This window comes from Halomonas sp. 707D4 (assembly GCF_024158685.1).
Taxonomy (GTDB): Bacteria; Pseudomonadota; Gammaproteobacteria; order Pseudomonadales; family Halomonadaceae; genus Vreelandella.
Window position 1 is genome coordinate 1 of sequence record NZ_JAMZBD010000158.1, and the last position, 6,444, is coordinate 6,444.

The following is a 6,444-nucleotide window of genomic DNA, read 5'->3' on the forward strand; positions in this document are numbered from 1 at the left end:
GGTCTCGCCACCCGCGCCGCCCGCCGGGCGCGCTTGGCGTCCTGCTCCTGCGCCAGGCGGTGGTTGCGGGCGATGAAGCGTTCACGCCCCTTGATGGCGCGCCGCTCCAGGTACGCCTGGCGCTGCGCTTCGGAATCCGCCTGGTGCCATTGCGGGTGGGGCACCAGGTCGATGCAGTCCACCGGGCAGGGCGCCACGCAGAGCTCGCAGCCGGTGCACTCGTCCTCGATCACCGTGTGCATCTGCTTGGCCGCGCCCAGAATCGCATCCACCGGGCAGGTCTGGATGCATTTGGTGCAGCCAATGCACTCGGCCTCGCGAATCACCGCAAGTGTCGGCGCCTGGGGCGGCTCGGCAAGCGCGATGACCGGCCGGCCGGTGAGTCCGGCCAGCCGTTTGAGGGTCTCGTCGCCGCCGGGCGGGCAGCGGTTGATCGCCTCGCCCCGGGCGATCGCCTCGGCGTAGGGCCGGCAGCCCTCGAAGCCGCACTTGGTGCACTGGGTCTGGGGAAGCTCGGCATCGATGGCGTCGATCAACTGCTCGGCTGCCACGTTACATCACCCGCTGGCCCGGCTTGGCGCCGCTGTCCGGCGACATCAGGTAGATGCCCTCGTCGTCGCCGGCGGCCAGCACCATGCCCTCGGAAAGACCGAAGCGCATCTTGCGCGGCGCCAGGTTCGCCACCATCACCGTCAGGCGCCCCTCGAGCGCTTCCGGCGAGTAGGCGCTGCGAATGCCGGAGAAGACGTTGCGCGTCTCGCCGCCGAGATCGAGCGTCAGTTGCAAGAGCTTGTCGGCACCCTCGACGTACTGCGCCTTGGCGATCCGCGCGATACGCAGATCCACCTTGGCGAAGTCGTCGAAGCCGATCTCCGCCGCGATCGGCTCGTCGGCCAGCGGCCCCTTCAGGGCTTCCTTGAGCTTCTGCTCTTCCACCAGGTCCTCCTTGGACGCCTCGATCATGGCGTCGATCCTGTCGCGCTCGATGCGCGTCATCAGCGGCTTGAACTTCTCGATGGCGTGGTCGGTCAGCACCGTGGTGCGGCTCGCCCAGTCGAGCGTGTCGAGCTTGAGAAAGCGCTGCGCTTCAAGGGCCATGGCCGGCACCACCGGGGCGAGATAGACCATCAGCTGGCGGAACAGGTTGATGCCCACGGAGCAGATTTCCAGCACCTGCTGCTCGCGGCCTTCCTCCTTGGCCAGCGCCCAGGGCGCCTGATCGGCGATGTAGGTATTGGCGTCGTCGGCAAGCTCCATGATCTTGCGCATGGCGCGGCCGAACTCGCGGGCCTCGAAGTCCCGGGCGATGACGTCGCCGGCCTGGATGAAGCGCTCGACCAGCTCGGGTTCGGCACAGCGCGCGGAAAGCCGGCCGCCGCCGAGTTTCTTGACGAAGCCCGCGCAGCGGCTGGCGATGTTGACCACCTTGCCGACCAGGTCCGCGTTGACGCGGGCGGCGAAATCCTCGAGGTTCAAGTCGAGATCGTCGACGCCTGCGCTCAGCTTGGCGGCGAAGTAGTAGCGCAGGTACTCCGGGTTCAGATGCTCGGCGTAGGTGGCGGCCTTGATGAAGGTGCCGCGGGACTTCGACATCTTGGCGCCGTCGACGGTCAGAAAACCGTGGCAGTTGACCGCCGTGGGCGTGCGCATCCCGGCGCCGTGGAGCATCGCCGGCCAGAACAGGGCGTGGAAGTAGACGATGTCCTTGCCGATGAAGTGGTACACCTCGGCGTCGGAGTCCTTGTGCCAGAAGCTGTCGAAGTCGATGCCTTCGCGATCGCACAGGTTCTTGAAGCTCGCAAGGTAGCCGATCGGCGCGTCGAGCCAGACGTAGAAGTACTTGCCCGGCGCGTCCGGGATCTCGAAGCCGAAGTAGGGCGCGTCGCGAGAGATGTCCCACTCGTTGAAGCCGGACTCGAACCACTCCATCAGCTTGTTGCGAATCTGCGGCTGAACGTGACCGTCGTTGATCCACGCCTTCAGGAACTCGCTGAAGTCCGGCAGCTTGAAGAAGTAGTGGGTCGAGCTTCTGATTTCCGGCGTGGCACCCGAGATCGCCGAGACCGGATCGATCAGCTCCGCCGGGGTGTAGGTGGCGCCGCACTTCTCGCAGTTGTCGCCGTACTGATCACTGGAATGACACTTGGGGCAGGTGCCCTTGATGAAGCGATCCGCCAGGAACAGCCCCTTGACCGGATCAAACATCTGCTCGATGTCGCGGGTGGCGATGTGGCCCTGGTCGCGCAGGCGCGTGTAGATCTGCTCGCTGAACTGGCGGTTTTCCTCGGAGTGGGTGGAGTGGTAGTTGTGAAAGCCCACGCCGAAGGTGGCGAAGTCCGCCTGGTGGGCGTTCGAGACCCGCTCGATCAGCGTTTCCGGCGTGATGCCTTCCTGCTCGGCGCGCAGCATGATGGCAGTGCCGTGGGCATCGTCGGCGCACACGTAGTAGCAGTGGTGGCCGCGGCTTTTCTGGAAGCGGACCCAGATGTCGGTCTGGATGTACTCGAGAAGATGGCCCAGGTGAATGTCACCGTTGGCGTAGGGCAGGGCGCTGGTCACCAGTATGTTGCGCGGGGCGGAATTTGACATGATCGGGGGTGCTTCCGGTTGGGCAGTAACGAAAAAAAGTCGGCGAAGGAGGCGCTTCGCCGATCACGGTGTTCGCCGGGACAAGGGGCGGTCGGGCGTGGCGCGACTCAGTAGAGCGCCTGCTCCTCCTGCACTACCTCCTTGAGAAGCTCCAGAAAGAGCTTGTCCGCCTCGGAGTGCTCGGTGGGGTCCTCGGGAATGTGCACGCTGGTGGTGTCGGAAATCTCGTTGGCGATGCGCGCCATCACCGCCGGGCCCGAGCCTCCGGCCAGCTCATCGCGGGCGATGGAAAGCGACTGGCGCAGAATGTCGGGGTCCTGCAGAAGCTTGCGGATGAAACCACGCAACTCGTTGATGATGCGGGTTTTCTGGATTTCGGATGCAGACATGGAGCGCTCCTTGTCGGCCTGCCCGCGGGCAGGCCCAAAACCTTGTGGTGAATGCCTTGACCATAGCACTTTTTGCCCGGCGCGGCATGATCGGGGCGGCTCGCGCCTCAGCGGCCCAGCCGCCCCGCCTTGTGCTTGACCGGGTTGGCGTACTGGGCGAGCCAGAACGGCTTGAGCGGCTCGGGCACGCTTGCCAGGCGCTCGTTGAAGCGGGCGCGATCCTCCCGGGTGATCGCCTTGCGGGCGATCAGTTCCGGTGCCTCGCCGAGCGCCTCGAGCGCCAGGTAGTGGCTGGGGAAGAGCCGGTAGCCGCCGATCACCTGGCGGTCGATCTCGGCGGCCACCTCGTCGGGGGTCGCCATGTCCGCGTTCACCGGCTGGCCGAAGCGCAGCTGGACACGGCCCTTGGTGCCGGTGATACCGGCGACGATCGAACGGATGTCCTCGAATTCGCTCTTGGCGTAGCTGCCCTTGGTCGCCACGTCGTGAAGCTCCTGCGCCTTCTGGAGATCGCAGGGATCGTACTCGTAGCTGATCGACACCGGCACCAGCTTGAGCTCCGCCACCGCTTCGCCGAAGACGAAGTCGCCCGCCTCGCCGCGCTTGGCCATGGTCAGCATCTTGATGATCGCAGGGTCGGTGCGGTCGATACCGTTCTTGGCGCGCCCCTCGCGCTGGGCCATCCAGATCGAGTGATTGTCCGTGGTGATCGAGTGGCGAATGTAGCCCGACAGCTGCTGGTAGGCGGCGAGCATGGCGCGCTTGCCGCGGGCGCTTCTGGGCACGATGAAGCTCTTGTTGAGCCGCATCAGGTCGGTGACGTAGGGCTTTTTCAGCAGGTTGTCGCCGATGGCGATGCGCACCGTGTCGCGCCCGGCCTGGTAGAGCGCGTAGTTGACGAAAGCCGGGTCGAGCGAGATGTCACGATGATTGCCGATGAAAAGATAAGCGCTTTGCGGGTCGAGCTTGTCCAGCCCCGATACCTCGAAGGCGTCGGTGGTGGTGCGGATCATGCGCTCCATGTAGCTTGCGATGCGCATCTGGAAGTCACGCACCGAGGCGACGCTTGCGATCTCGCGGCGCACCGCGCGAGCGGCGATCAGGCGCGCCAGCGCCGGCGCCCAGCGTGCCAGCCGGGGCAGGCGAAACCGGGTCAGCGCATCGAGCAGCTCGCTGTCGTGGCTGAGCCGGGTGAGGACCTCCTGGACCTCGTGATCCATGTAGGGGCGAATGTCGCCCCAGGGGTCGTCGGCGGTGGCGGCAGTGGGGGCGAGAAGTGGGTCAGTCATGCGATCCGTCATGAGAGTCAGCCAGGTCGAGGATGTCCAAGCGTCGGTTTAGCCTGCGCCTTGCAGCGCGCTCGGTTCTTTCTGCGCTTCACCGCCGAGCCACTCGAGCAGCCGGGTGATGTCCTGGGACAGCGACTGCGCCATCAGGATGAAGTCGGTCTCCAGGCGTGCCAGGGCGTCGTCGCCATCGTCGGCGTGATCCGCCTCTTCGATCAGGGCATCGCCAAAGCGCAGCGACTTGAGCGCCAGGTCGTCGTGGAGTACCAGGCTCAAGCGGCCTTCGAGCCCGAGGGCCAGCTTGCTCGCCTGGCGACCGCTCTCCAGCAGCTGCTGGATCTCGTCGCTGTCGAGATCGACCTGACGGGCGCGCAGCACGCCGTCATCGCCCTTGGCCTTGAGCTCGACCTGATCGCCGAGCTGCATGTCCGCCGGGCGGCTCGCGGCGTCACTAAGCCAGGTGGTCATGGCGCGGATCGGCAGCGTCTGGGAGGTGACCGGCGTGACCTTGAGCGAGCCCAGGGTCTCGCGCAGCAGATCGAGAATCTCCTCGCAGCGGCTTCGGGAGCTGGCGTTGATGCCGATCAGGTTGGCACGCGTGTCCCACCAGAGATCCACCTTCTGGCTGCGCACGAAGGCGCGCGGCATTAGCTCCTCGGTGATCTGCTCCTTGAGGATGGTCTTTTCCTTGCGGGTGACCTTGCGCCCCTCCTGGGCCTCGATGTCCGCCACCCGCTCGTCGAGCTCCTCTTTCACCACGGAGGCGGGCAGCAATCGCTCCTGGCGCAGGGCGGACAGCAGCCGGTGCCCCTGGATCTCGTGAAGGAGCTGGCCACCGCCCAAGCGTCCTGCCGGTGCCGTCCAGCCCAGCCGGCGCGCATCGGCACCGCCCAGGGGCCTTGCCGCCTGGGGTTCGAGGGCGCTTTCCAGCGCCGCCGCGTCGAGCGCGAACTCGCCGTGCAGACGATATAAGTGCAGGTGCTTGAACCACATATCACCGATCCTGTGCAAAAGGGGGCACATTATGTCGAAACCGATCCGCTCCTGCCAGCCTCTTGCGCGAACACCGCTTCATTGCATACGTTTGAAACCTGCGTTTGATAAACCCCGTCGCCCGACAGGTCAGTGGGCGCGTTCTTCACGATCCAACAGGAGTCTTTCATGTCATCTTCCATCACTCGCGTCGATCTGCGCGTGCGCGGCTATCATCTCGATGGGTATGGCCACGTCAACAACGCCCGCTATCTCGAATTCATGGAGGAGGGGCGCTGGGCCTTCTTCGACGATCACGCAGAGCTGATCCGCGAGCTCAACCGGGCAGGGCGTGCCTTCGTGGTGGTCAACCTGAACATCGATTACAAGCGCGCGGCGGTGCAGAACGACGACCTCTGCGTGCTGACCGGTATTCTCGATGTCGGCGAGCGCAGCGCGCGCTGCCACCACCGCATTCTGACCAGCGACGGCAAGGTGGTGGCCCAGGCGGATCTCACCTTCGTGCTGCTCGACCTGAAGGCCAACGAGGCGTGCCCGATCAAGGGAGCGGTGCGCGAGGTGCTGGAGAAGCTGTGCGTCGAGCGCGAGGCGTTCACGCTCGACGCAAAGTGACGCACGAGGCGGCGCTTCCCGCGAAGTCGAGACCTTTCGCCGACTGCCCTTGGTGCGCTTGCAGTGGTATGATGTGTGCGTATGTGCGCTCGCCGCTGGATTCGCTATCAGGGCGAAATAAAAGCGCTTTCAACTCTCGCAGTGCCAATGCAGTGCAAAGGATCTGACTTTCATGGGTGACATCGCCAGAGAAATCTTGCCCGTCAATATCGAAGACGAGCTGAAGCAGTCGTACCTCGACTACGCGATGAGCGTCATCATCGGCCGCGCGCTGCCGGACGTTCGCGATGGCTTGAAGCCGGTGCATCGCCGCGTGCTGTTCGCCATGCACGAACTGAGCAACGACTGGAACAAACCGTACAAGAAGTCGGCGCGTGTCGTCGGCGATGTCATCGGTAAGTATCACCCCCACGGCGACAGCGCGGTGTACGACACCATCGTGCGCATGGCGCAGCACTTCTCGATGCGCCACGTGCTGGTCGACGGCCAGGGCAACTTCGGCTCGATCGACGGCGACAACGCCGCCGCCATGCGTTACACCGAGGTGCGCATGGCGCGCCTGGCCCACGAGCTTC

7 protein-coding genes are annotated in these 6,444 nt (G+C 65.1%); 2 read left to right on the forward strand and 5 right to left on the reverse strand.

Annotated elements, in window-relative coordinates:
* From BIS11_RS08555 to BIS11_RS08575, 5 genes are all read right to left on the reverse strand, one after another.
* A partial coding sequence (locus BIS11_RS08555) for an RnfABCDGE type electron transport complex subunit B (protein WP_253585926.1) occupies nt 1-551 on the reverse strand: 551 nt, incomplete at its 3' end.
* A gap of 1 nt (nt 552) precedes the next feature.
* The gene (gene metG, locus BIS11_RS08560) at nt 553-2,589 is read right to left on the reverse strand and encodes a methionine--tRNA ligase (protein ID WP_253419735.1); all 2,037 of its coding nucleotides are present in this window, start codon (nt 2,587-2,589) and stop codon (nt 553-555) included.
* Between the two features lie 107 nt (nt 2,590-2,696).
* Nucleotides 2,697-2,978, reverse strand: a complete 282-nt coding sequence (locus tag BIS11_RS08565) for a hypothetical protein (RefSeq protein ID WP_253419737.1) — start codon at nt 2,976-2,978, stop codon at nt 2,697-2,699.
* A 107-nt stretch (nt 2,979-3,085) separates the two neighbouring features.
* Nucleotides 3,086-4,267, reverse strand: a complete 1,182-nt coding sequence (locus BIS11_RS08570; protein ID WP_253419740.1) for a 1-acyl-sn-glycerol-3-phosphate acyltransferase — start codon at nt 4,265-4,267, stop codon at nt 3,086-3,088.
* 48 nt (nt 4,268-4,315) lie between these two features.
* Nucleotides 4,316-5,257, reverse strand: a complete 942-nt coding sequence (locus tag BIS11_RS08575) for a recombination-associated protein RdgC (RefSeq protein ID WP_253419743.1) — start codon at nt 5,255-5,257, stop codon at nt 4,316-4,318.
* A gap of 168 nt (nt 5,258-5,425) precedes the next feature.
* On the opposite strand from BIS11_RS08575, the gene BIS11_RS08580 reads away from it, so the two are divergent.
* Together BIS11_RS08580 and BIS11_RS08585 are read left to right on the forward strand one after the other, a co-directional pair.
* Entirely contained in the window at nt 5,426-5,869 is a 444-nt protein-coding gene (locus BIS11_RS08580; RefSeq protein WP_253419746.1) for a thioesterase family protein, read from the forward strand.
* 172 nt (nt 5,870-6,041) lie between these two features.
* Nucleotides 6,042-6,444: DNA gyrase subunit A (locus BIS11_RS08585; RefSeq protein WP_301286425.1), on the forward strand; the 403-nt coding region annotated here is incomplete at its 3' end.